12 protein-coding genes are annotated in these 24,726 nt (G+C 70.5%); 4 read left to right on the forward strand and 8 right to left on the reverse strand.

Annotation, left to right across the window (positions count from 1 at the left end):
* Nucleotides 1-195: 195 nt before the first annotated feature.
* Entirely contained in the window at nt 196-1,884 is a 1,689-nt protein-coding gene (locus ACWEOI_RS26370; protein WP_452361329.1) for a TerD family protein, read from the forward strand.
* A gap of 295 nt (nt 1,885-2,179) precedes the next feature.
* On the opposite strand, the gene ACWEOI_RS26375 is transcribed toward ACWEOI_RS26370, so the two are convergent.
* Nucleotides 2,180-2,866, reverse strand: coding sequence for an endonuclease V (locus ACWEOI_RS26375; protein WP_452361330.1), 687 nt, complete (start codon nt 2,864-2,866; stop codon nt 2,180-2,182).
* Nucleotides 2,867-3,073: 207 nt separating this feature from the next.
* Here ACWEOI_RS26375 and ispG point away from each other — a divergent pair, with 207 nt between their 5' ends.
* The 3 genes from ispG (at nt 3,074) to ACWEOI_RS26390 (ending at nt 7,105) form a co-directional block, all read left to right on the forward strand.
* Nucleotides 3,074-4,207, forward strand: a complete 1,134-nt coding sequence (ispG, locus tag ACWEOI_RS26380) for a flavodoxin-dependent (E)-4-hydroxy-3-methylbut-2-enyl-diphosphate synthase (RefSeq protein WP_433673285.1) — start codon at nt 3,074-3,076, stop codon at nt 4,205-4,207.
* A 157-nt stretch (nt 4,208-4,364) separates the two neighbouring features.
* Nucleotides 4,365-5,228, forward strand: a complete 864-nt coding sequence (locus tag ACWEOI_RS26385) for a GNAT family N-acetyltransferase (RefSeq protein WP_433672053.1) — start codon at nt 4,365-4,367, stop codon at nt 5,226-5,228.
* An 89-nt stretch (nt 5,229-5,317) separates the two neighbouring features.
* The gene (locus ACWEOI_RS26390) at nt 5,318-7,105 is read left to right on the forward strand and encodes a penicillin-binding transpeptidase domain-containing protein (RefSeq protein ID WP_452361331.1); all 1,788 of its coding nucleotides are present in this window, start codon (nt 5,318-5,320) and stop codon (nt 7,103-7,105) included.
* Between the two features lie 40 nt (nt 7,106-7,145).
* On the opposite strand, the gene ACWEOI_RS26395 is transcribed toward ACWEOI_RS26390, so the two are convergent.
* The 7 genes from ACWEOI_RS26395 to ACWEOI_RS26425 form a co-directional block, all read right to left on the reverse strand.
* Entirely contained in the window at nt 7,146-7,346 is a 201-nt protein-coding gene (locus tag ACWEOI_RS26395; RefSeq protein WP_357092784.1) for a hypothetical protein, read from the reverse strand.
* A 210-nt stretch (nt 7,347-7,556) separates the two neighbouring features.
* Nucleotides 7,557-8,066 (reverse strand): peroxynitrite isomerase, encoded by a 510-nt coding sequence (locus ACWEOI_RS26400; protein WP_452361423.1) that lies wholly within the window; start codon nt 8,064-8,066, stop codon nt 7,557-7,559.
* A gap of 73 nt (nt 8,067-8,139) precedes the next feature.
* Nucleotides 8,140-8,961 (reverse strand): ABC transporter permease, encoded by an 822-nt coding sequence (locus tag ACWEOI_RS26405; RefSeq protein WP_433672055.1) that lies wholly within the window; start codon nt 8,959-8,961, stop codon nt 8,140-8,142.
* Nucleotides 8,961-9,797, reverse strand: a complete 837-nt coding sequence (locus tag ACWEOI_RS26410) for an antibiotic transporter (RefSeq protein ID WP_433672056.1) — start codon at nt 9,795-9,797, stop codon at nt 8,961-8,963. Before ACWEOI_RS26410 ends, ACWEOI_RS26405 begins: the two co-directional genes overlap by 1 nt.
* Nucleotides 9,794-10,876, reverse strand: a complete 1,083-nt coding sequence (locus tag ACWEOI_RS26415) for an ATP-binding cassette domain-containing protein (RefSeq protein WP_452361332.1) — start codon at nt 10,874-10,876, stop codon at nt 9,794-9,796. Before ACWEOI_RS26415 ends, ACWEOI_RS26410 begins: the two co-directional genes overlap by 4 nt.
* Nucleotides 10,873-24,132 carry an amino acid adenylation domain-containing protein gene (locus ACWEOI_RS26420; RefSeq protein ID WP_452361333.1) on the reverse strand — a complete coding sequence of 4,420 codons (13,260 nt, stop codon included), beginning with the start codon at nt 24,130-24,132 and terminating at the stop codon, nt 10,873-10,875. The genes ACWEOI_RS26415 and ACWEOI_RS26420 overlap by 4 nt, the downstream gene beginning before the upstream one ends.
* Before the next feature lie 41 nt (nt 24,133-24,173).
* Nucleotides 24,174-24,587 carry an AMP-binding protein gene (locus tag ACWEOI_RS26425; protein ID WP_433672059.1) on the reverse strand — a complete coding sequence of 138 codons (414 nt, stop codon included), beginning with the start codon at nt 24,585-24,587 and terminating at the stop codon, nt 24,174-24,176.
* Between the last annotated feature and the right edge of the window lie 139 nt (nt 24,588-24,726).

Below are 24,726 nucleotides of genomic sequence, written 5' to 3' on the forward strand. Positions count from 1 at the left end.
CCGGCAGATCCGCCGTCATCGTCCGCTACCTACGCGACAGTCGCCCGCTGACAGCACTGGCCCCCACCATGACCGAAAGTGCCTGAAGACAGCGCTCTGTCGAATGTCGTCGGTGCGGCTGACTAGTGTTTGTCGCCGTGGCCGTAGCTGACGCGGATGTGGGGATCATGAACTCCAAAGTCCCTGGCGCAGAACATGGCTCACGGTCGGTTGTGTGTGAGGAACGGGGTTCGGGTCGTGGAGTTGGCGCGTGGTGCAAATGCGCTCGTGGCCGCGTCGGCGGTGTCGCTGGTCCTGCAGTGGGATGGCGGACGGGAAGTCGACCCGCACGCCCTGCTGCTGGCCGGGTCGGGGAAGATCCGATCCGACGCTGATTTTGTGTTCTTCAACGCACCACAGCATCCGTCCGGTGCCGTGGTGCTGGATCAGGTGATGGCCGGGCGAGCCGGGCTGGCGGTGAACCTGAACGCGATCGAATCCGGTGTGGATCGTGTCGTGATCGCGGGATCCGTAGCACAAGGGTCGTTCCAGGACGTTCCAGCGCTGGTACTCAGCGTGTTGGGAACCGGAGGCCGACTATTCGAGTATCGGGTGTCGAGCCCGGAAGCCGTGCAGGCCATGGTGTTCGGCGAATTCTATCGCCGGGACGGCGGCTGGAAGTTCCGTGCGGTCGGACAAGGATGGTCGAGCGGATTGCGCGGACTCGCCGAGGAATTCGGCGTCTCGGTGGACGACGACGAGACACCCGCACAGATCGTCGCACCCGGTTGGTATGTGGCGCCGGACGGCACAGGGCAATTGCAGTGGTGGGATGGGACGGCTTGGACGGCCGACCGTCGACCGCGGCATCCACAACAGGAACCGGCGATCTGCGAGCGGTGCGGGCGTCCGCGGGCGGTGCACCGAGTCGGTGGCGCACCCCGGAGCCGGAGCTTCGGCCAATCAGCCGCACAGCCAACGGTTGTCGCGTCGCCGTGTCAATGGTGTCAGCGTGAGGTTCAGCATCTGATGGACACCTGGCGAGGTCAGGCGTGGCAGGTGCTGATCGAGGACGGTCCCGGCGGTTCACGGTGGGACGACCTGTGGGTGATGCTCCAGTTCCACATGGTCAGCGAGGCCACCGGACGCGAAGCTCTGCGGTCGTTGGCCATTGCACATCTGGAACGGATGGTCGCCTTCGCCTTCGCCGACAACCAGATCGACCAGGAGGAACTGGACGACTTCGAACGGACTGTCTCCGAGTTGCAGGCCGCTACCGATCTGTCCGCGGCGGGATCGCTCATTCACGGTCTGCGTCAACGGATGGTCCGTGGCCGGTCACTCACCGAGGTCCGGGCCGGAGATCTTCCCCGGCTGAGCCGTCCCGAGCTGCATCTCGCGATGGACGAGTTGCTGCATGTCGACGTCGACGCGACACAGATACGAATGCTGGCCAGCGGTCCGAAGCACACCACCGGCCGCCTGCTCGGCAGCAGCAGCAAGCTGCGGTTCATCGGTGCCGGGACGGGATCCGAACTCGCCTGGGCCAAGATCGTGGCTGTTCGGCACGAATACGACACGGTGGTGATCGATGCGACGACGGCCCGGGGTGGTGGCAGCTACCGGGTACGGGATGCCGAGTACGTCGCAGCGGTCCTCGAGGGTGCGCTACGCATCGCGAAGCGTCTCGTGCTCGCGCCTGGACAACGCGACTCCCGCGCGATCCCACAGGAGATGAAGTCGCGAGTCTGGCAGCGTGACGGCGGGAAGTGTGTCGAGTGCGGCGCTCAGGAGTACCTCGAGTTCGACCATGTCATCCCCTGGAGCCGAGGCGGTGCGACCAGCATCGACAACCTCCAGATCCTGTGCCGCGGCTGCAACCTGGCCAAGGGCGCGCGAATGTGATCCGCACTCATTCGATCGAGGCCCGCCGTCGCGGACCGTGACCGGCACCTCGGTTCTCACAGGTGTGGCGGCCGCGGTGTCTTTCTCGCCGGGGAATCGCGGGTGAAGGCTGCCTCGGCTGTGGCCAGCAGTTCCGGGGGCACGTCGGGTGCGGTGTCCGCGATGGCCCCCAGGGCGGCCGTTGTATCGCGTCCCAGCCCGAGGCACGAGCGTTCGATGCCGGCCTGTGCGTCCGCGAGGGCACGCTCGAATCGGAATCGCAGTTCTGCGTCGTTCGGTTTGTCGGAACTCGATCTCATGGCCGCACCGGGGAAATTTCGCGCAGTAGGTCGCGGCAGAGGCGGTCGGCTCGGCGGGTGGTTTCGGGCTGGCGGAACTCCGGGGTCAGGGCCAGGACCTGGGCGCAGGCGGTGTCCAGGTCGATGAGGTGGCCTACCGAGACGAAGACGGGTTTGACGCCGGTGCGGGTGCGGAGGGCTCGGCCTACCGGGTCGCCGTCGATGGTGATGACGGAGGAAGAGCCCCGGTCGGGGCCCGGTTCCTCGTAGTCGCCCCAGGCGTTCTTGGCGACGCCGACGGTGGGTATGCCGGTCAGCAGGCCCAGGTGGCAGGCGAAGCCGAAGCGGCGGGGGTGGGCCAGGCCCTGGGAGTCGCAGATGATCAGATCCGGTGTGGTGGTGAGGGTTTCGAGGGCTGCGACGGTGGTGGGGAGTTCGCGGAAGGCGAGTAGGCCGGGGACATAGGGAAATGTCGTGGTGCCGCGGGCGGTGGCGGTTTCTACGGTGTCGAGGGTGGTTGCGTCGAGAATCACGATGGCGGCGGCCACATTTCCGTGGTCGTCGTAGGCGGAATCGAGGCCGGCAACCGTCCGGAACCGCGGTGGCCGGGGGTTCGCGGGAATCACCGCGTTGCGTAGCCGATCTTGAAGTGCCACTGCCTGTTCCGGTGTGGACGGCCAGTCGCCGGGATTCGCTACCTTCACTTCTCGGAGCGTAAACCTTCGCGTCGATTGCAACGAATATGAACTGTAGGTCCCGGCCGCTTCCGAGTCCCGCTTCCGGCGCGGGTACCGTTGTCGCCGCCGTCACAGGGCGACCGGTATTCGAGCCTCGGTAAGCTCGGAGCCGGTAAGGGTGAGGAATCAGTGGAAAGTAGGCAGCCGATCGTGAGCAGTGCCATCGCATTGGGGATGCCGGCCGCACCGGCGGCCGTCCTCGCACCACGGCGCAAGACGCGCCAGCTGATGGTGGGCAATGTCGGAGTGGGGAGCGAGTTCCCCGTCTCGGTTCAGTCGATGACCACCACCAAAACCCATGACATCAACGCCACCCTGCAGCAGATCGCCGAGCTGACCGCCTCCGGCTGCGACATCGTGCGCGTCGCCTGCCCGCGTCAGGAGGACGCGGACGCCCTGGCGACCATCGCCAAGAAGTCGCAGATCCCTGTGATCGCCGACATCCATTTCCAGCCGCGCTACATCTTCGCCGCCATCGACGCCGGCTGTGCCGCGGTGCGCGTCAACCCCGGCAACATCAAGGAGTTCGACGGCCGCGTCAAGGAGGTCGCCAAGGCGGCCGGTGACGCGGGCATCCCGCTGCGCATCGGCGTCAACGCCGGTTCGCTGGACAAGCGGCTGCTCGAGAAGTACGGCAAGGCCACCCCCGAGGCGCTGGTCGAGTCCGCGCTGTGGGAGGCGAGCCTGTTCGAGGAGCACGGCTTCGGCGACATCAAGATCTCGGTCAAGCACAACGACCCGGTGATCATGGTCGAGGCCTACCGCCAGCTCGCCGCCCAGTGCGACTACCCGCTGCACCTGGGCGTGACCGAGGCCGGTCCGGCGTTCCAGGGCACCATCAAGTCCGCCGTCGCCTTCGGCGCGCTGCTCAGCGAGGGCATCGGCGACACCATCCGGGTCTCGCTCTCGGCCCCGCCGGCCGAGGAGATCAAGGTCGGCTCGCAGATCCTGCAGTCGCTGAACCTGCGCCCGCGCAAGCTGGAGATCGTCTCCTGCCCGTCCTGCGGTCGCGCCCAGGTCGACGTCTACACCCTCGCCAACGCGGTCTCCGCGGGCCTCGAGGGCATGGAGGTCCCGCTGCGCGTGGCGGTCATGGGCTGCGTCGTGAACGGCCCCGGCGAGGCCCGTGAGGCCGACCTGGGTGTCGCCTCTGGCAACGGCAAGGGCCAGATCTTCGTCAAGGGCGAGGTCATCAAGACCGTGCCCGAGCACCTGATCGTCGAGACCCTCATCGAAGAGGCCCTGCGCATCGCCGAGGAGATGGGCGACGAGGCAGGTTCCGGCGCCCCGGTGGTCACCGCGAGCTGACCCACCCCGATCGACACGGCCCGGCCGGCGCGACAATCGCGCGGGACCGGGCCGTCGCCGTCTCCGATCCCCCTGGGCGCGTGATATTTTCGCTGGTCGCCGGGCGGCTGGTGGCAATCTTGCGGCGCGGGGCGGGAAGTTCTGGCAGGCTGTGAGCGTGCGGAGTGTGCTGGAGCCGACTCGCCGGGGCCGGACATCCGGGGCCCGTCAGCTCGCGAACCGCGACCTGACGCAGGTTCTGCGTGTGCTCGACACCGATCCCGTGGCGACCTGCATGGTGGCCGCGCGCCTGCAGGAGTTCGGGCTGGATCAGCGCGGCGTCTACGGCGAACTGTGGACCCGGGGCGGACCGGGGGACTCCCTGTGCTTCTCGGGGGCGAATCTGGTGCCGCTGCGCGGCGGCCGCGAGGATCTGCGCGCGTTCGCGGAGAAGGCGATCAAGAACCCGCGGCTGTGCTCGTCGGTGGTGGGGCGGCGTGAGCTGACGCTGCCGCTGTGGGAGTTGCTGGCCGGGCACTGGGGGCCGCCGCGGGAGCTGCGCGCGGATCAGCCGCTGCTCGCGCTGGATCGGCCCGCGGGCATCGCCCCGGATTTGCGGGTGCGCCGGGTGCGGCCCGAGGAGATCGACCGGTACCTGGTGGCCGCGATCGCCATGTTCACCGAGGAGATCGGCGTCGACCCGCGCACCGGGGACGGCGGACGCAGTTACCGCCGCCGGGTGGCGGGGCTCATCGAATCCGGCCGGGCCTGGGCGCGTTTCGAGGACGGTGAGGTCGTCTTCAAGGCGGAGGTCGGCGCGTTGTCGCGACGCACCGGGCAGATTCAGGGCGTCTGGGTCCATCCGGACAAACGCGGCGAAGGGTACGGAACCTCCGGCACCGCCGCCGTGGCCAATGTGGTGGTGTCCTCCGGGCGCACGGCCAGCCTGTATGTCAACTGCTACAACGAGGTTGCGCGGCGCGCCTACGCGAAGGTCGGTTTCCGGCAGATCGCCACATTCGCGACAGTGCTGCTGGATTGACCGAATTTCGCGTGATATCGGCGTGAAATCCGTTCCGGTGCAGTGTGTCGCACCGGTTTGCCAGTAGTTGGCTCTTAGCATCGGATCCGATGTCAACTCGGGTCTTCTCCACGCTGATCGCCGCCGCGGTCGCGGTCGCCGCGGCCGGCTGCTCCTCGGGTCCCCAGGGTCCCGCCCAGGCCGCCGAGGCCTTCGTCTCCGACTTCGCCGACCACGATGTGGACGCGGCCGCCGACCGCACCAGCCAGCCCGAAAAGGCCCGCGCCGCACTCGGTTCGGCGTGGGACCAGCTGCAGGCGGAGAAGCTGGTGGCGACCACCGGCGCGGCGCGGATCACCGGCGACACCGCCATCGTCGACTACACCTACGAATGGCATCTGCCCAAGGATCGCGTCTGGACCTACCAGGGCCAGTTGCAGATGGGCCGCGCCGGCGGCCAATGGCAGGTGCGCTGGTCGGCCGCCGACATCCACCCCCAGCTGGGCAATACCCAGACGCTGCAACTGCGTTCGAACCCGGCGCCGCGGGCCCGGGTGAACGAACGCTCCGGCGGGGACGTGCTGGTGCCGGGCGCGCTGTTCCGGGTGCAGTTCAAACCGTCCGCTTCGTCCGATCCGAACGGCGTCAGTATCGCGCTCGCGAATGCGTTGCGCCGCTTCGACGAGAAGATCGACGCCGCCACACTGCTGCGGACCGCGCGCCGCGCCGACGGCCCCTACACCGTCGCCCAGCTCTCGGAATGGGAGTTCGGCGAGGTCGATTCGGTCCTCATGGGCCTGTCCGGGGTCACCTTCAACAAGGAATTCGACCTGGTCCCCACCGACCGCCACTTCGCCCCGGATCTCATGACCCAGATCCGCAAGACCGTCATCGACGAGGTGGACGGCAAGGCGGGCTGGAGCGTGGTGACCGTCAACGCCAACGGCGCCGACACCGATGTGCTCGAGGAGGTGGATCCGCAGACCTCCCCGTCCTTCTCGCTCAGCGTCGACCGCTACGTCCAGAACGCCGCGCAGCACGCGGTGGACGTCCGCAAGGAACAGGCCATGATGGTCGTGATGCAGCCCTCGACGGGCGCGATCCTGGCGGTCGCCCAGAACGAGGCGGCCGACAAGGACGGTCCGGTGGCCGCGACCGGTCTGTACCCGCCCGGTTCGACGTTCAAGACGGTGACCGCCGCCGCGGCCATGACCGCGGGCCACGCCACTCCCGACACCGTGGTCCCGTGCCCGAGCCAGATCGTGGTGGGGGAGCGCACGATTCCGAACTACGACCTGTTCAGTGTCGGCAGCGTGGCCATGGCGACCGCCTACGAACGGTCCTGCAACACGTCCTTCGCCAAGCTCGCCTCCGAACTCGAGGGCGAGGATCTGCGCACGGCCGCCGCCGCGCTCGGCCTCGGCCTGGACTACACGATCGCGGGCCTGCCGACGGCCTCGGGTTCGGTGCCCGCCGACGACGATCTGGTGCAGCGCGCCGAGGACGGCATCGGGCAGGGCAAGGTGCTGGCCAGCCCGTTCGGGATGGCGCTGGTGGCGGCGACAGTCGCGCACGGTTCGGCGCCGACGCCGTATCTGATCGCGGGTCATCAGACCCAGGTGTCGGGGGACCGGCCGCAGTTGAAGCCGGAGGTGATCGACGGCCTGCGGTTGATGATGCGCAAGGTGGTGCTCGGCGGTACGGCCGAGCGCATCGTCGATCAGGGTGAGGTGTACGGGAAGACCGGTGAGGCCGAGGTGGACGGCGGTTCGCATTCGTGGTTCATCGGATACCGCGGTGATCTGGCCTGGGCCACCCTGGTGGTGCGAGGCGGCAGCTCCGACAACGCCGTGGCGGTGACCCGCGATATGGTCGCGGCCCTGCCTGAGGGGTATTGAGGCCTATCGAGGAGGGGTCTCTGAGCACTCGGGGGTGAAGTCAGCGTCCGGTGTAGCGGCCGTCGACCTTCACGCATGCGGCGGACTGGATCTCACCGACATTGTCGGTCACGAATCGCTGGTCGGCGAGGGTCCGGACGGGTGGTCCCTCGACGGATCCGTCACCGAGCATCTCGGTGACACCGGCGCCCGCGAGAATCATGCCCGCGGTGGTGACTAGCAAAAGGGCCGAGCGCTTCATATCCCGCTCCCTTGTTTTGGGATGAGTAAGGAGACCCGAACGGTGTGAATTCGGTGATCCGGTCCTCGATTAGGAGTTGGCTGAGTGTTTGCCGATGTATGAAACGGTAATCGGTGACGTATGCCGAGGCAAGGCGCAAATGTGCTGCCGCACTCCGCTTGCGGCGGAGAACGGCAGTTCGCGGCCGCTATCCGACCGTAAAGTTCACTTTCAGTTCGTGCGCTGCAGGGTGGCTGCCAGATGGTGCGTGAGAGGTTGCTCGACAGCTGCCATGCGCAAGGAGTAGTCGAGAGTGTCGCCTGTGACGGAAATGGTCCGGCCCAGCGCGGTCACCGACTTCGCACTGCTGCTCATCCCGATCGAGGTGGAGTCGAGTTCCAGGCGCAGCTCGCCGTCCTCGCGGACCAGCCGGCCCTCGCAGATCTCGGTGATGCCGGTGGGGTGGGCCAGGATCAGTTCGATCCGGTCGTCGGGCAGCGCGCGCAGATAGCCGGTCTCACTGTGCATGGGACGGCTGCCGTCGGCGGCGCGGGTGCGCTGCCGGTAGGTCAGGAAGGGGCGGCCGACATGGCCGAAGTGCACTTCCTCCAGGTACTCGAACGAGTCGATGGTCGGGTATTCGCCGCGGCCGCGGCCGCGCCACGTGCCCAGCAGCGGGGCCAGGTGGGCGATATCGGGGTGGGGCGCGACGGCGGTTTCGGGTTCGAGCACGGCGGACAGCTTAATCCGCTCGCCGCGCCCCGGCAGGAGGTCGGGGCGTCCGCGCGCCGACTTTCCCGGTAAGGGGTATTGATCATTGGCGGCTGGCGCGGCGGTAGCCGAGGCCCGCCGGGATCGCGAACACCACGATCAACCCGACCGACCACGCCACCGTCCGCAGCAACGGTCCCGCGACCGGACCGCCCTCGGCGAGCGCTCGCATGGTGTCGACGGCCACCGACATGGGCTGGTGCTCCACCACCGGCTGAATCCACTTCGGGTAGGCCGCCAGCGGCACGAACCCGGTGCTGAAGAACATGAGCAGCGACGACAGCAGCGCCACCGCCTCGACCAGCGTGGCCTTGGCGGTGAACACGGCGATGGCGGTGACCATGGTGGCGAAGGCCAGCCCGAACAGCACCGGGATCCACAGGAACGCGAACGCCTGCCAGGGCCCTTGCCGGAAGCGGAAGCCGAGCGCCATGCCGAAGCAGATGATGACGACGGTCCCCGCGAAGATCCGGCAGCCCTCGGCGATGATCCGCGCCGCCAGTCCGGAGGCGCGGTGCACGGGCAGCACCCAGAAGCGGGCCAGGATCCCGGCCTCGCGTTCGCGGCCGAGCATGATGCCGCTGGCCACCGTGCCCGACAGCGCGCCGACCAGCGTCACCATGGGCGTGGACCCGTAGAGGGCGCTGCGGCCGGAGAACCTCTCGATCTGCGACCCCACCACGATGTCGAGCATGAGCAGCAGCAGGCACGGCACGATGAGGGTTTCGAGCAGGGTGATCGGGTCGCGCATCCACCGCACCAGCAGCCGCTGGGTCTGAATCCAGGTGTGGCGCAACAGGGCCGGTGCGGAACCCTCGCGGAAGCGGAGGAGGTCGGCGGTGTCGGGGCGTTCGAGAGTGGTCATCACGACCTCTTCAGGTTCTGCTGGTAAATGAAGTAGCAGGCCAGCGCGATGGTGCCCACGAGCCACAGCAGCACGGGGGTCATCAGCGACCAGGTGACCGCGTGCGCCTTGCCGCCGGGGTCGCCGCCGAGCGCGCGCAGCCCTTCGGCGTACTGCGAGACGGGCTGGTTGCGGACGAAACCCTGGACCCAGTGCGGGAATTGGCGGGCGGGGGCCAGGCCGGTGGAGAGCATGCCGAGGATGAGCGGTGGCAGCACCAGCATCTGGCTGGTGGCCTCGGGGCTACGGGTGTAGGTGCCGATGGCGTCCGCGCCGAGGCAGAACGTGATGCCGATGACCATGCCGAGCGCCAGGAAGCCGAGGGTGTGCCCGGCGCCGGCGGCGAAGCGGAAGCCGATCACATGGGTGCTGATCACGGCCGCGACGAGTCCGACGGCGAGTCGGAACACGTTGGCGGACATGCGCGCCGCAGCGGGCACCAGCGGGTGCATGGGCATGGCGTCGAAGCGCCGGTCGAGTCCGGAGACGGCGTCGGTGGCGGCGCGGAAGGCGGCGGAGACGGCGGTGAACGCGCAGGCCTGCAGGATCACGATGGGCGCCATGAACTGCGCGTAGCTGCTGAATCCCAGGCCGGCGAAGGACATCACGCGGTTGAGCGGGATGTAGAAGCTGGCGGTGAAGGTGACGGGTGCGGCGATGGCGGTGATGATCTCGCCGGTCTTGACCGAGGGCACGATGAGCCGCACGGTGAGCACCCACCATTGGGCGAGGGTGCCCGGGGTGGCGCGGACGTCGGTGAGCCAGCCGGTGGTGGCGGGCGCGGTGGTGGTGGTCATGCGCGGGTCCGATCGCCGTCGGCGCGGTGGCGCCCCTCGCCGTTTCGGAAGCGCACCGAGGGGGAGTCCTCCTCGGGTTCCTCGGTTTTGGCCATGTGCCCGGTGAGTTCGAGGAACACGTCGTCGAGGGAGGGCCGCCGCAGCGCGATGTCGACGAGTTCGAGTCCGGCCGTGTCGAGGCGGCGCAGGGCTTCGGCGAGGGTTTTCGCGCCTTCGGGCGCCGGGATGGCGAGCCGGTCCGAGTCCCCGGTCAGGGCTTCGCGATTGGCGGCGGGGAGCAGGTCGCCGAGGGTGCTGATCAGGGCGGGCATGTCCTCCAGGCGCAGGGGGACGATCTCGCAGTAGCTGCCGCCGGTGCGGGCCTTGAGTTGGTCGGCGGTGCCGTCGGCGATGACCAGGCCCTGGTCGATGACGATGATGCGGTCGCAGAGCGCGTCGGCTTCCTCGAGGTACTGGGTGGTGAGCAGCGTGGTGATGCCGTGTTTGCGGAAGCCGCCGACGAGGTCCCAGACGCCTTGGCGGCTGCGCGGGTCGAGGCCGGTGGTGGGTTCGTCGAGGAACACCACTTCTGGCCGGACGACCAGTCCGCAAGCGATGTCGATGCGCCGCCGCATACCGCCGGAGTAGGTGCCGACCCGCCGTCCGGCGGCCTCGGTGAGGTCGAATTCCTCGACGAGTTCGTCGGCGCGGGCGCGGGCCGCGCGTTTGCGCAGGCCCATGAGGCGGCCGAACATGACCAGGTTCTCGTATCCGGACAGGGCGTCGTCGAGGGCGGCGAACTGACCGGTCAGCATGATGGATCGGCGAACCGCCGCCGCGTCGGTGACCACGTCGTGCCCGGCGACCTGCGCCCGCCCGGCGTCGGGAGAGATGAGGGTGGACAGGATATTGACCATGGTGGTCTTGCCCGCGCCGTTGGGCCCGAGGATGCCCAGGACCTCGCCGGGCGCGGCCTTGAAGGTGACGCCGCGCAGGGCCTGGACCGCGCCGAAGGATTTCACGACGCCCTCGACGACCACCCCGTCGGAGGAGGTGTCGGTCAGGTCGGTGGTCTCGGCTCTGCCGGTGTCGGTGTTCACGGTGTCTCTCCCTGGGGTGCGTCGAGATTCCGGGTCCAGTGGGTGTCGAGGATCCGGGCGATGGCCGCGAGCGCGTGCGGTGCGGTGAGTTCGTCGTGGCTGACGTCGATGTCGTGGTTGGTGATGGTGCCGGTGATCCAGGGCCGCCAGCCTTCGGGGCCGAAGATGTCGGAGGTGTGCACGGTGGCGCTGAAATACAGCGCGTCGCCGTGGTAGACGGGCCGCTGGTAGCCGGTCCGGGTGGCGGCGGAGGCGTTGTAGGAGGCGGCCATCCGTTCCAGGGTGGTGGCGTCGACCAGGTCGACCCCGCCCATGCGGTCGCGGATCATGGCGGCGGCCTGGGTGGCGGTGGTGTCGGCGGGGATGTCGGTGATGCCGAAGACGGACCCGAAGGTCGCGACGAAGGAACCGGCGGTGAGCTTGTCGATGCTGTCACCGTCGATATCGGTGCTGTCCGCGTCGAGTAGGGCCAGGGTGCCGACCTCGTCTCCGGTTGCCTCGAGCTGGGCGGCGACGGCGTGCGCGATCAGGCCGCCGAATGACCATCCGAGCAGATGATAAGGCCCGTTCGGTTGGAGTCTGCGAATTTCGGCCACGTAGCGTTCGGCGAAGTCGCCGATGCTGCGGGCGTGCGGTTCGCCGGAAAGGTCCGGTGCCTGCAGGCCGTAGATCGGCCGTCCGGGGGCCAGGGCCTCGGCGAATCCGAGGTAGGTCCAGGCGATGCCGGACGAGGGATGGATGCAGAACAGCGGTGGCGCGTCGCCGCCGGGCCGGATGGGCAGCACCACGTCCAGGCCGAGTCCGGGACCGGCTTCGGCGCGCGAGGCGGCCAGTGCGGCGGCCGCCTGCTGCTCACGCAGTTCGGCCATGTGCTTGCGTTCGGCCTCGGCCGCGAATTCGGCGGCGGGTGAGGTGGCGAAGTACGCCGCGGCGGCGAGCGCGTCGGTCCACAGGTGGGCCAGCATGGTGATCTCGTGCCGGGGCAGCAGGGTCTGCGGGAAGGTGAAGCTGGCCTGCAACCGGTCGCCGGCCACCACCGCGTTGATCTCGATCTCGGCGGTGACGGGCACGTCGCCGTGTTCGGTGGTGCGCAGGTCGCCGAATTCGTCGGTGGGCAGCCAGCCGAGGTCCTCGAGCCCGGCCGGGATGTCGGCGGTGGCGTAGCGGCCGAGGTAGTTGAAGCCGATGCGGCCGGGCACCCGGTGCGGCAGGGCCGCGGCGGTCTCGGGGTTGAGGTAGCGCAGCAGGCCGTAGCCGATGCCCTTGTCCGGCACGGCCATCAGCTGGTGTTTGACGGCCCGGATGGCCGCGCCCATGGCGGGTCCGCCCGCGAAGGCGTCCCGGATCGGGATGTGGGACAGGGCGAGTCGCACCGGGTAGATGGTGGTGAACCAGCCGAGGGTGCGCGACAGGTCCGCGCCCGGCACGATCTCCTGCTGCCGTCCGTGTCCTTCGAGCCGGACCAGTACCGCCTCGGACGGGTCCATGCGCCAGCGCATGACGGCCAGGGCGAGCGCGGCGAGCAGGGTGTCCTCGACGGTGCCGTCGAAGAGTCCGGGCAGGGTGGTGAGCAGGGTGTCGGTGACCTCGGCGTCGAGTTCGATCTCCACGGCGCGCACCGTGGGGACCCGGTCGACGGCCGGGTCCAGTTCGCGCGGCCCGATCGGCGGGTCGGGGGTGGCGGTCACCTCGCGCCAGTAGTCCAGTTCGGCCGTGCGGGTGTCGCGCCGCGCGGCCTCCTCGAGGGCGTGCGCCCAGCGGCGCAGCGAGGTGCCGGTCTCGGGCAGGATCGGGGTGGTGTCGCCGCTGATCTGTGCCCAGGCCGCGATGAGGTCGGGGATGAGGATGCGCCAGGAGACGCCGTCGGTGACGAGGTGGTGGGCGACCAGGATGAGGCGGCCGCGCCGGTGGGCGGGGCTGCCGGGCGCGGGGTCGAGCCACACCAGTTGCAGCACGGTGCCGGTGGCGGGGTCGAGGCGGCCGAGTGCGGAATCGGTTTCGGTGATGGCGTATTCGCGCAGGTCGACCGTGTCGGCGGTATCGAATTCGATGCGGTACAGCAGGGCGTCGACATCGACCGAGCCCGGTTCCCCGATGCTCATCCGCCACTCGTCGTCCTCCGGCGCGAGCCGGGCGCGCAACGCGTCGTGATGGTCGACGACGGCGGTGACGGTGGCGACGAGTTGTTCGCGGCTGATCCCCTGCGGCAGTTCCAGGACCGCGGTCTGCGCGAATCGCCGGTGGTCGCCGCCGCGTTCGAGCATCCAGCGCACGATCGGGGTGAGCGGCAGGTCGCCGACGCCGCCGCCGGGCAGTTCCTCGAGCACGACGGTGTCGCCTCCGGCCGCGGCGAGTGCGGCCAGCGCGGCGACGGTGCGGTGTTCGAAGATCTGCAACGGTGTCAGTTCGATGCCGCGCAGTTTGGCGCGCGACACCAGCTGGATGGCGAGGATGCTGTCGCCGCCGAGGGCGAAGAACGAGTCGTGCACACCGACCTTGTCGCGGCCCAGCAGTTCGGCGATGATCTCGGCGAGCGCGGTCTCCAGATCGCCGCTGGGCGCGCGGTATTCGGTCTCGGCCTCGAACACCGGCGCGGGCAGCGCCCGCCGGTCGAGCTTGCCGACCGCGTTGAGCGGGATGGCGTCGAGCACCACGAAGGCCGAGGGCACCATGTAGCCGGGCAGCCGGTCGGCGGCGTGGGCGCGCAGGTCGGCGAGGTCGATCTCGCGGCCGGGTTCGGGCAGCAGGTAGGCGGCCAGGGCGGTGGCCCCGCCGGGGCCGGGAACGCCGAGGGTGACGGCGAATTCGACATTGTCGGCGGCGGACAGCGCGGCGTCGATCTCGCCGAGTTCGATGCGCTGTCCGCGCACCTTCACCTGGAAGTCGGTGCGTCCCAGGTATTCCAGGCGCGGTTCGTCGAGGTAGCCGGTCCAGCGCACGAGATCGCCGGTGCGGTAGAGGCGTTCGCCGGGCCGCCCGTAGGGGTCGGCGACGAAGCGGGCGGCGGTGAGGCCGGGGCGATCGTGGTAGCCGCGGGCCAGCGCGTGCCCGGCCAGGTACAGCTCGCCGGCGACGCCCATGGGGACCGGTCGCAGCCGGTCGTCGAGGACGAGGCTGGCCGCGCCTCGGATCGGCGCGCCGATGGTGACGGGCTGCCCCACCACCAGCGGCTCGGAAGCCGTTGCCCAGATGGTGAATTCGGTGGGCCCGTACAGGTTGATCAGGGTGCGCCCGGTGGCCCAGCGCGCCACCAGGTCGGGTCCGATGGCCTCGCCCGCCACGGCCAGCACCCGCACGCTGGACACGGCGTCCGGGTCGAGGGTCGCCAGCGCCGACGGTGTGATGACCAGGTGGGTGACCCCTTGGGTGGCGATGAGTTCGGTGAGCGGTTCGCCGCCGAACACGTCGGGCGGGGCCACGATGGCGGTGCCGCCGGAGCCGAAGGCCATGAGCGCCTCGAAGGCGGAGGCGTCGAAACTCGGTGAGGCGACCTGGAGGACGCGGCAGTGCTCGCCCAGCGCCAGCAGTTCCCGTTGGGCGCGCACCAGATCGGCGATGCCGCGATGCGACACGGACACGCCCTTGGGTGTGCCGGTCGACCCGGAGGTGTAGATCAGCCACGCGGGCTGGTCCGGGTAGCTGCGCCTGGCGCGAACCCGACTGCCGCCGAGCGGGATTCGCACGCTGGAGGCGGCGGGGTCGTCGAGTACCAGCCAGCCGATCCGGTCGGGCAGCGCCTCCCGGTGCGCGCTGGTGGTGAGCCCGAGCAGCGCGCCCGAGTCGGCGAGCATGTGGTCGATGCGGTCGAGGGGGTGGCGCGGGTCGATGGGCAGGAACGCGGCCCCGGCCTTGGCGCACGCCCAGATCGCGGTGAGGAGTTCCGCGCCGCGCGAGAGGGCCAGCGCCACCACGGTTTCCGAGCCCGCGCCGGCGGCGGAGAGCTGCATGGCCAGCCGCTGCGAGGCGGTGTCGAGTTCGCGGTAGGACACCGCGCGCCCGTCGGCGATGACGGCGGGACACAGCCGGTGCGCGGTGGCGGCGGCCCGGAAAACCTCGGCCAGGGTGGTGATTCCGCTGGTCCGGGGCCCGCGCACCGGGACCAGGGCGGCGCGTTCGGCGAGGTCGAGCAGTTCGATGTCGGAGAGCCGGACGCCCGGGTCGGCGGTGACGGCGGTGAGGACGCGCCGCCACCGGGTGACCAGCCGCGAGGCGGTGGTCTCGTCGAACAGGTCAGTGGCGAAGGTGAGGGTGCCGTCGAGCCCGGATTCGTCGTAGCCGGGCAGTGGGGCGCGCAGGTCGAAGGTCAGGTCGAACTGGGAGGCGTCGCGTTCGATGGGTTCGACCTCAACCCGCAGGCCCGGGAATTCCACGGTGGGCGGTTCGAAGTTCTGCAGTGACAGCGAGACCTGGAACAGCGGGTGCTGGGCCGTGGATCGCGGTGGGTCCAGGACCTGCACGAGTCGTTCGAACGGCACGTCGCCGTGCGCGAAGGCGTCCAGGTCGGCGGTCCGGACCTGCGCCAGGAAGTCCCGGAATCCCAGTGCCGGGTCGACCGGGGTGCGCAGCGCGAGGGTGTTGACGAACATGCCGACCAGATCGTCGAGGGCGGCCTCGCCGCGGCCGGCCACCGCGGTGCCGATGAGCACGTCCGGGGTTCCGGCCAGTCGCGACAGCAGCACCGCCAGCGAGGCGTGCAACACCATGAACAGGCTGGTGTCGGTGGCCGCCGCCAAGGCGGTGAGCGCTTCGTGGGTTCCGGCGTCGATGCGGAATTCGAGGTCGCGGCTGTGCAGGCTCTGCACCGCGGGCCGCGGCCGGTCGGTGGGCAGTTCCAGCACGTCCGGTGTCGAGGCGAGGCGTTCCTTCCAGAACCGGACCTGGTGTGCGGCACGGGATTCGGGGTCGTTCTCGTCGCCGAGCAGTGCGCGCTGCCAGATCGAGTAGTCGGCGTACTGCACGGGCAGCGACGGCCGTTGGGGTTCCGCGCCGTGGGTGCGGGCGAGGTAGGCGGTGACGAGGTCGGTGGCGAGCGGCGCCATGGAGGCCCCGTCCGCGCTGATGTGGTGGACCACCAGCACCACCACGTGTTCGGTGGGTTCGCCGGGGCGCGGGGTGAGGCGCAGGACGTGCACGCGCAGTGGGGCTTCGCGGGTGAGATCGAAACCGGTCCCGGTGTTCTCGGCGATGGCGGCGTGCAGGTCGGGGCCGTCGTCGGTGTCGGCGAAGCTGATCTCGGGGGCCGCGGCGTCGGCGCTGAGCACCACTTGGCGGGGGCCGTCGGCGTCGGCGGGATAGATGGTGCGCAGTGATTCGTGCCGGGTCACCACGTCGGCGACCGCGCGGTGCAGCGCGTCGACGTCGAGGTCGCCGGTCAGGCGCAAGGCCGCGGTGATGTTGTAGGCGGCCGAGTTCGGGTCGAGCCGGTTGAGGACCCACATGCGTTGCTGGGCCGGGGACAACGGGATCCGGTCCGGCCGGATGCGCGGGGCCAGGGTCGGCAGGCCGGGGAGTTCCGCGCCCGGCACGATGCGTGAGGACAGTTGCGCGACGGTGGGCGCGTCGAACAGGTCGCGCAGCGCGACGGTCGCGCCGAGGGCGGCGTTGACCCGGGCCACCACACGGGTGGCGGTGAGGGAGTTGCCGCCCAGTTCGAAGAAGGACCGGTCGATGCTGACCTGGTCGGTGTCGAGGACGTCGGCGAACACCTGGGCGACGGCGGTCTCGACGGCGGTGCGCGGGGCGAGGTACTGCTGGTCGACGGTCGCGAAATCCGGTGTGGGCAGGGCGTTCCGGTCCAGTTTGCCGACGGGCGTGAGCGGCACGTCGTCGAGTTCGATGAGGTAGCTGGGCACCATGTAGCCGGGCAGCGCCGCGGCGATGCGGGTGCGCAGCAGTTCGGTGTCGAGGCGCTGTCCGGGGGCGGCGACCACGTAGGAGACCAGGACGGTCTGGCCGCCGGGTCCCGGGCAGCCGAGGGTGGCGGCGTAGTCGACCTGCTCGTCGGCGGCCAGCACGGCGTCGATCTCGCCGAGTTCGATGCGCAGGCCGCGGATCTTGACCTGGAAGTCGCTGCGCCCCAGGTATTCCAGTTCCAGCTGGGTGCCGTCGGCGGTCTTGACCTCCACCCAGCGCACCATGTCGCCGGTGCGGTACATGCGCGCGCCGGGCGCGGTGAAGGGGTTGGCGACGAAGCGGGCCGCGGTGAGCCCGAACCGGTTGAAGTAGCCGCGGGCCAGCGCCGGTCCGGCCAGATACAGTTCGCCGGTCACGCCGAGCGGCACCGGCCGCAGCCAGCTGTCGAGCACCAGGGTGGCCGCGCCGCGCACGGGGGCGCCGATGGTGATCGGTTCGCCGGGCCGCAGTTCGCCGGGTCCGGTCGCCCACACGCTGAATTCGGTGGGCCCGTACAGGTTCACCATGCGCCGCCCGGTCGACCAGGCCGCGACCAGTTCGGGTCCGGCGGCCTCCCCGGCGACCGACAGGCAGCTCAGGTTGTCGAGTCCGGCGGGGTTCATGGTGGCCAGCACGGACGGCGTGATGACCGCGTGCGTGACCCCTTCGGTGCGCAGCAGTTCCTCGAGGGCGTCGCCGCCGTAGACGTCGGGCGGCGAGATGACCAGCCGTCCGCCCGCGCCGTGCGCCATGAGCAGTTCGTGCACCGAGGCGTCGAAGCTGGGCGAGGCCACCTGCAGGGTGCTGGAGTTCTGGTCCAGATCGAGCAGACTCTGCTGGGAGGCTGCGAGATTGGCGAGTCCGCGGTGGCTGAGCAGTACGGCCTTCGGTTTGCCGGTGGAGCCGGAGGTGTAGATGAGGTACGCGGTCTGGGCGAGGTTGATGGGCCCGCCGCGTTCGTCGTCGGTGATGTGCGCGTCGGAGACGGTCATGACGCGCCGGATGGTGTTGAGGTCGTCGAGCAGCAGCCAGTCGATGCTGCCGGGCAGGGTCTCGCCGACCGAGCACACGGTGACGCCGATGGGCGCGCGCGAGTCGGTGAGGATGTGCTCGATGCGTTCGACCGGATAGTTGGGGTCCAGCGGCAGGAACGCCGCGCCGGTCTTGGCCAGCGCCCACACCGCGACCACCGATTCCACCGACCGGGTCAGGGCGAGTACCACGAAGGTCTCGCGACCGACCCCGCGCCGCAACAGGACTCGCGCGAACCGGTTGGACCAGGCGTCGAGGTCGCGGTAGGTCATGGTCATGCTGCCGGAGCTGATCGCGACGCCCTCGGGGTTGGCGCGCGCGCCCGCGGCGAGGATGTCGGGCAGGGTGCGCAGCGGCGTGGGCGTGCCGCCGCGGACCGGCACCAGCTGCGCCCGCTCCAGCGGGTCGCAGTGCTGCAGCTGCGCGGTGCGGCGTTCGGGGTGTTCGGCGATCTGGTCGAGTAGCAGCAGGAACCGGTCGAGCAGTCGCCGCGCGGACGCCTCGGGCAGTTCGTCGGCCATGAATTTGACGGTGATGCGCAGGCTTTCGCTGCCGTCGGCGGCGCGCTGCGGGATCACCATGAGGTTCAGGGGGTAGGGGGTGGCGTCGGTGCCGGACACGTCCAGGATTCGCATGCCCGCGATATCCAGTGCCCGCGAGAGGGTCTCGCGGTCGATGGGGTAGGACTCGAACACGGTGAGGGTGTCGAACAACTCCGGCAGCCCGACCGCCCGGTGGATGGCGGCCAGCCCGACGTGCTGATGGTCCAGCAGCCGCGCCTGCTCGGTCTGCACCCGCGCCAGCAGATCGCCCACCCGCTCACCGGGATCCAGCCGCACCCGCACCGGCAGGGTGTTGATGAACAGCCCCACCATCTCCTCGACGCCGTTGAGCTGCGGCGGGCGTCCCGAGACGGTGCCGCCGAAGACCACGTCGGTGCGCCCGGTGAGCATGGCCAGCAGCAGCGCCCACCCGGCCTGCACGGCGGTGTTCACCGTGGCCCCGGCGGCGCGCACGGTCTCGGTGAGCTGTTCGAGTTTCGCGGTGCCGAAATCGGCGGAGACCATGCCGGATTCGGCGGAGGTGATGCCCGCCAGTGTGGGAATGGCCCGGGTGGGGGAGTCGACCCCGGCCAGCGCCTCGGTCCAGGCGGCCAGCGAGGCGGCGTCGTCCTGTTCGCCGAGCCAGGTCAGGAATTCGCGATAGGAGTGGGCGGGGCTCTGCGGGATCTCGTGCCCGGTGACCGCGGCCAGATAGCCCGCGAGGAGTTCGCGCACCACCAGCGGCGTGGACCAGCCGTCCAGCGCCAGATGGTGATTGGTCATCAGCAGCGTGTACGCCTCGGCGTCGGTGCGGATGAGGCTGAAGCGCAGCAGCGGCGGCCGGGCGAGGTCGAAGCGGGTGCCCGCGTCCACGGCGATCAGGCGGGCCAGTTCCCGCTGCCGTTCGGCCGGCTCGGCGATGCCGGTGAGATCGATTTCCTGCCAGGGGATCTCGGCCTGGCCGAGCACCAGCTGCCGGGGCCCGTCGGGGGTCTCGACGTAGGCGACGCGCAGCACCTCGTGCCGGTCCAGCAGGGCCGCCGCGGCGGTGCGCAGCCGCCCGGAGTCGACGCGCCCGGCCAGATTCAGCTGGGTCTGCACGGTGTAGCCGTCGGCGGTGTCGGTGTCGTAGCGGGCGTGGAAGAGCAGGCCGTACTGCAACGGCGACAGCGGCCAGACCTCGGTGAGGTCCGGATATTCGCGTTCCCAGGCGTCGATCTGCGCCTGCTCGACGGCCACCAGCGGGAAGTCCGAGGGCGTGTGCCCGCCTGACCCGGCGTGCCGGGCGTGGGTGACCAGCGCGGTCACCGCCAGTCCCCACAGCCGCGCCAATTCCTCCACCTGTTCGGCGGACAGCACCCGCGACGCGTAGGCCCAGGTCACCTCGAGACCGGCGGCGGTGTGGAAGGCATTGATGTCGATGACGGCGGCCAGCGGCGCGGCGTCGTCCTGGGTGGCGGCGAATCGGACCGGCACCCACGGGGTTTCCGCGCCGCCGGGATGCTCCACGCCCGCGCCGGTGCGCCCGAGATAGTTGAAGCTGATCTGCGGCGTGGGCGCGCCCTCGAGGTCGGCCGCTGTCGCGGCGTCGAGCCAGCGCAGCATGCCGAAACCGACACCCTTGTCGGGGATGGCCCGCAGTTGTTCCTTGACCGCCTTGAGCGCCGCGCCCGCCGCGGGCCCGCCGTGGAAGGCGTCGTCGAGATCGAGTTCGCCCAGGTCGAGCGCGACGGGGAACACGCTGGTGAACCAGCCGATGGTGCGGGAGATGTCCGCGCCCGGCAGCACCGCTTCCTCGCGGCCGTGGCCCTCGACGGTGAGCAGGGTCCGCTGTGTCTGCCGCAGCTGACCCGAGGCGAGGGCGAGTGCGGTCAGCAGCGCGTCCTCGAGTCCGCAGTGGAACCGCGCCGGAATGAGTTCCTGTGCGGCCGTGGCGGTATCGGGGTCGATGACGGTGCGCAGCTGACCCATGGTGGCCACGGTGTCGAGCTCGGGATCCAGGGCGCGGGTGCCCAGCCGCGGGTCCGGCGCGGTGAGGACCTCACGCCAGAAGGGGAGTTCGGTGGCGCGGGCGGGGGCCTGTTCCGACTGCCCGTGCGCCCAGCGCCGGAAGGAGGTGCCGACGGGTGCGAGGGCGCCGCCCGCCCAGGCGGTGGCCAGGTCCGGCAGCAGGATGCGCCACGAGACGCCGTCGGTGACCAGGTGGTGCAGCACCACCCACAGCAGGGGCAGGGCCTCGCCGCGGTCGATGAACACGAACCGGGCCACCACCCCGGCCGACGGGTCGAGCAGGTCGGCGGCACGCTGCAATTCGTCCTCGCCGTCGCTGTCGGGTTCGGCGGTGACGGTGTCGATGAGGGCTCCGGCCTCCACCATGCCGGGCTCGCCGACCCGCCACACCCAGGGGTGCTCGCCGGTGCCGGGCTCGTGGGTGAGGGTGCTGCGCAGTAGGTCGTGGCGGTCGATCAAAGCTTGGACGGCCGTGGTGAGCGTGGACCGATCGATGTCGTGCGGCAGTGGAATCAGTACGGCCTGTGCGAATCTCGGCCAGGTGTCGCCGTGCTCGAGCATGTCGTGCACGATCGGGGTCAGGGTCACCGGGCCCACCGCCCCGCCGGGCAGCTCCTCGACGACCGGCGCGGTCACGGCGGTGGCGACGGCGGCCAGCGCGGCGACGGTCTTGTGCTCGAACACATCCCGGGCCCGCAGCCCCAGCCCGGCGGCCTTGGCGCGGGCGACCAGCTGGATGGCCACGATGCTGTCGCCGCCGAGGGCGAAGAAATTGTCGTCGGCCGATACCGATTCCACGCCCAGTACGGATTCGAACACCGTGGCCAGCGCCCGTTCGGCGTCGGTGGAGGGTGCGCGTCCGGCCCGCGGCCCGGATCCGAAGTCGGGCGCGGGCAGCGCCCGCCGGTCCACCTTGCCCGCGGGGGTCAGCGGCAGCGTGTGCAGCACCATCACCACCGACGGCACCATGTGCGCCGGAAGCTGCTGGGCGACGGTTGTTTTCACGTCCTCGGGCGCGACCACCGAGTCGGCCGCCAGCACGTACGACACCAGCGCGGTCGCCCCGCCGGGCGTGGTCGCGCCGATCGTGACCGCCATCTCGACGCCCGGGTGCCGGGCCACGGCCGCGTCGACCTCGCCGAGTTCGATGCGGAAGCCGCGCACCTTCACCTGGGTGTCGCCGCGGCCCAGGTACTCCAGTTCCCAGCGGCCGGACCGCCGCCGCCAGCGCACCAGGTCGCCGGTGCGATAGATCCGCGCGCCCGGATCGACGGGGCTGGCCACGAACCGCCCGGCGCTGAGCCCGATGCGCTGGTGGTAGCCGCGCGCCAGACCCGCACCGCTCAAATACAGTTCGCCGACCACCCCGGGTGGCACCGGCCGCAGCCACGGGTCGAGGACCAGCGCCCCCACCCCGCGCGACGGCCCGCCGATGGTGATCGCCTCGCCGGGCGTCAGCGGCGCGCTGAGGGTGGCGGTGATGGTCGCCTCGGTCGGCCCGTATCCGTTGATGACGCACCGCCCGGCCCACCGCACCGGCAGCTCCGGCGGACAGGAGTCGCCGCCCACCACCACGGTCCGCAGCCGGGGCAGGGTCCGCGGTTCCAGCGAATTCGCCACCGCCGGAGTCACATTCAGGTGCGTGACCTCGAGCTTGCGCAGCACCCGCGCCAGGTCGTCGCCGGCGTAGGCGGCCGGGGGCACCACGCCCACCGTCGCGCCGACCGCGAACGCGACCAGCAGCTCCTCCACCGAGATGTCGAAGCTGGGGGAGACCGCGTGCGCCACCACGGCGTCGGCGCCGACCCCGAACGCCGCTCCGGACCCGGTCGCCAGATTCGTCAGACCGCGATGGGTGACCGCGACGCCCTTGGGCAGACCGGTCGAGCCGGAGGTGTAGATGAGGTAAGCGACCTGGTCCAGGCGCACCGGCGCGGACCGGTCGGCGTCGGTGATCGGCGCGGAATCGGTGGCGGCGATGGTCTTCTCGGTCTCGGGATCGTCGAGGACCAGCCACCGCACCCGGTCCGGCAGCGCGGCCCGCGAGCCCGCCACGGTGACACCGGCGACCACGCCGCTGTCGGTGAGCATGTGCTCGATCCGGTCGATCGGATAGCCGGGATCGACGGGCACGAACGCCGCGCCGGTCGCGGCGACCGCCCACATGGCCAGCACCGACTCGGCGGAGCGGGGAATCGAGATCGCCACGGCGCGTTCGGGTCCCGCGCCCGCGGCGATCAGCACCCGGGCCAGCCGGTGGGCGTACTCGGTGAGCTCGCGATAGGTGAAGGCGGTGCCGTCCACCCGCAGCGCGATGGCCGAGGGGGCCTTCGCCGCGCCCGCCGCCAGGATCTCCGGCAGGGTGTGGGGCCGGCTGCCGTCGCGGCCGCGCGCGGGGGCCAGCGCGGCGCGTTCGGCCTCCGACAGCGCGGTCACCGAGGTCAGCGACTGTTCGACGCCGCCCGCCAGGAAGCGGTGCAGGAAGTCGAGGAACCGGGCGTGCAGCGCCGCGAGTTCGGGTTCGTCGTAGCGGTTGGGATTGGCCTGGAAGTCGATGTGGGTGGGTTCGCCGCCGGTGCCCGGGTACACGTTGACGAACAGGTCGTCGATCATGCCCGAGGTCAGCACGTGCAGCTGCCCGGTCACCCCGCCGGATTCGCCGGAGTCGGCGGTGCTGAAGCGGATGCGGGTGTCGGCCAGCATGAGGTTGACGGTCGGCCCGAATCCGGCGACCTCGTCCATGGCCCAGCCCAGGTCGCGGAAGATGTCTTCCTGCCGGTACCGCTGGCGCCGCAGCGCCGCGGTCAGCTCACCCTGGGTGGCGCGCAGCAGGTCGCCGACGGTGGCGGTGGGGGACAGCGGCAGCCGCAACGGCACCACATTGGCGACCATGCCACCGGATCGGCGCAGTGTGGCGGTGGTGCGGCCGGACACCGGCAGGCTCAGCACGATCTCGCCCGCCCCGGTCATGGCTCCCACGTAGGCGGCGAAGGCGGCCACCACCACCGGCGCCGGACTGGTGGACTGCGCGGCGGTCAGCGAATCCAGCAGGGCGGCAGTGTCTTCGGGCAGCGCGCCGCTCAGCAAGCGGGGGTGGGCGTCGACCGCGCCGGTGCGCCGCCCCAGCAGCGCGGGCTCCGGCATCCCCGCCAGGTGCTCGCGCCAGTAGTCGCGGTCGGCCTGCAGCTTGTCCGAATTCCGGTAGGCCGCATCGGCTTCCACGATGCGTTGCAACGGTTCGGCCTTGCCGGCCGGGACCTCCTGCCCGGTGACGGTGGCGTTGTAGATCTCCGAGGTGCGCTGCAGCATGGTGAGCGCGCCGACGCCGTCGAGCAGGATGTGGTGGAACCGCGAGTACCAGTACCAGCTGTCCTCGCCCAGCCGCAGCATCACCATGGTGCACAGGCGGTCGCGGGTCAGGTCCAGGGGCGCGGTGTACTCGGCGCGCATCCACTCCTGGGCGGCGGCGCGCGGGTCGGGCGCTCCGCTGCAGTCCACGGTCCGGACGGCGTCGTCGAGGGTGGTGTCGACCAGCTGCCACGGCAGTTCGTCGATCTCGATCAGCCGCAGGTAGCCGGTGCCGAACTCGCGTCCGGCCCGGCGTGCGGCGTCGGCCAGCAGTTCGGCGTCGATCGGCCCGGTCAGCTCCACGTACTGGGCGATCGAGACGGGGGTGTCGCCGGCCAGCTGCTGGGCGAACCAGATGCCACGTTGTGCGGCGGAGAGGGCGAAGGCCGCCGAGGTGTCAGGGGTGGAGGGCAGGGGACTGCTGAAAGCCATACTGCGGAAACCTTCTGCGGGCTGCGGCGGCTTCGGCGCGGTCAGGAGGCCTTCCGCGCCAGGTTCAGTTCGGCCTCGCTGAGCGGGGCGTCCGAGCCGGTGAGGTACTGCACCAGCGTGCTGCGGTCATCGAGCACCAGCCAGCGGCTCCGGTCGGTGACCAGATCCAGCCCGGCCTTGGTGGTGATGCCGAAGTCGGCGCGGGCCACGGTGGACTCGGTGGACACCGGGACGGGGGTGGCGCCGGTCTTCTCGATGGCCAGGCGGGAGACCACGGCCTCGACTCGCGGCGTCTCCGCGATCACGACCTTGGACCCGGGGCGGACCCCGAGACCCAGCAGCATGCGCGCCACCCGGTTGCTCCAGCGATCCAGTTCGGCGTAGCTCAGGTCGCAGTCGGCGGTGGTCACCGCGATGGCCGTGGGAGCCGCGGGCGATTCGACCGTCTTGCACATGAACATCATCCTCTCGGAGGGGCCGCTTGCGGTGGCGTTCGGTATGTATCCACTTTCGCCGCCGCGAGCCGCCGCCGGTACCGACCACAGTGCTGCCGGAACCCGCTCCGAGGGTGCGTGTTGTCCCACCCTGGGGTGG

This window comes from Nocardia sp. NPDC004340, assembly GCF_053602575.1.

Excerpts from the sequence above, each read along its gene's own strand:
- ACWEOI_RS26370 (WP_452361329.1), top strand. The coding sequence starts at position 196 with ATGGCTCACGGTCGGTTGTGTGTGAGGAACGGGGTTCGGGTCGTGGAG.
- ispG (WP_433673285.1), top strand. The coding sequence starts at position 3,074 with ATGCCGGCCGCACCGGCGGCCGTCCTCGCACCACGGCGCAAGACGCGC.
- ACWEOI_RS26390 (WP_452361331.1), top strand. The coding sequence starts at position 5,318 with ATGTCAACTCGGGTCTTCTCCACGCTGATCGCCGCCGCGGTCGCGGTC.
- ACWEOI_RS26395 (WP_357092784.1), bottom strand. The coding sequence starts at position 7,346 with ATGAAGCGCTCGGCCCTTTTGCTAGTCACCACCGCGGGCATGATTCTC.
- ACWEOI_RS26405 (WP_433672055.1), bottom strand. The coding sequence starts at position 8,961 with ATGACCACTCTCGAACGCCCCGACACCGCCGACCTCCTCCGCTTCCGC.
- ACWEOI_RS26410 (WP_433672056.1), bottom strand. The coding sequence starts at position 9,797 with ATGACCACCACCACCGCGCCCGCCACCACCGGCTGGCTCACCGACGTC.
- ACWEOI_RS26420 (WP_452361333.1), bottom strand. The coding sequence starts at position 24,132 with ATGGCTTTCAGCAGTCCCCTGCCCTCCACCCCTGACACCTCGGCGGCC.
- ACWEOI_RS26425 (WP_433672059.1), bottom strand. The coding sequence starts at position 24,587 with ATGTGCAAGACGGTCGAATCGCCCGCGGCTCCCACGGCCATCGCGGTG.